At 76.9% G+C, this 998-nt stretch carries 1 protein-coding gene and 1 pseudogene; both read left to right on the top strand.

Features of this window, described 5'->3' with window-relative positions; translation table 11 throughout:
• On the top strand, positions 1-637 hold a 637-nt coding region (locus G9H71_RS22840; protein ID WP_166285027.1), incomplete at its 5' end, for an LLM class flavin-dependent oxidoreductase.
• Between the two features lie 60 nt (positions 638-697).
• Positions 698-998: pseudogene (locus G9H71_RS22835) on the top strand (hypothetical protein); the annotation flags it as partial.

Below are 998 nucleotides of genomic sequence, written 5' to 3'. Positions count from 1 at the left end.
GGACGACGTCTCCGCCGGACGGATCACGGTCGGGCTGGGCGCGGGCGCCACGAGCTTCGACGCGACGGTGCTCGGGGCCGAGCCGCTCACCCCGCGCCAGCGGGCCGACCGCTTCGCGGAGTTCGTCACGGCGCTCGACCGGTTCCTGACCGAGCCGGCGGCCTCGTTCGACGGCTCCTACTACTCCGGGGACGAGGTACGCACGTACCCCGGCTGCGTGCAGCGCCCGCGGCTCCCGTTCGCCGTCGCTGCCACCGGCCCGCGTGGCATGCAGGTGGCGGCGCGCCACGGCCAGGCGTGGGTGACGTACGGCGACCCGCGGCGCGCCGCGGAGATGACGCCGGAGGAGTGCGAGGCGACCGTCCGGGCGCAGGGCACGCTGCTCGACGCGGCGCTCGCCGAGGAGGGCCGGGGCCCCGGCTCGATCGACCGCCTGCTGCTCACGGGGTCGACGCCGGAGCGCCCGCTCGCGTCGGTCGAGGCGTTCCGTGACATGGCCGGCCGCTACGCCGCCCTCGGCATCACCGACCTGATCGTGCACTGGCCGCGCCCGGACGAGCCGTACGCCGCCGACCCCGCGGTGCTGGAGCGGATCGCCACCGAGGCGCTGCCGGACGTGGCCGCGGGCCGGTTCTGACCTCGAGCTCACGAGCGGCGAAACCCACAGGTCCGGCTCGCGACGGCCGATGGACTGCCCATGAGGACGGGAGCGCTCCGGCACCTGCGGCGTGCCGCGCGCGCCGTCGCGCCGGGGCGCCGCGCCGCCGTGCACGAGGAGCTCACCGAGCTGCTGCGCGCCCGCGAGCGGCAGCAGGCCGTCGTCTCGGCGCTGGGCCAGTCGGCGCTGGCGTCGCGCGACACGGCCGCCGTGCTCGACGAGGCGGTCCGCGCGGTCGCGACGACGCTCGGCCTCTGTATCGTCAACCTGATCCAGCGGCAGCCGGACGACTCGCTCGTGTTCGCCGCGACGTACGGCTGGGACCGGCGCCCGGGCGACG

It is taken from the genome of Motilibacter deserti, from assembly GCF_011250635.1.
Lineage (GTDB): Bacteria > Actinomycetota > Actinomycetes > Motilibacterales > Motilibacteraceae > Motilibacter_A > Motilibacter_A deserti.
This window is presented reverse-complemented; position numbering and strand designations above follow the sequence as displayed.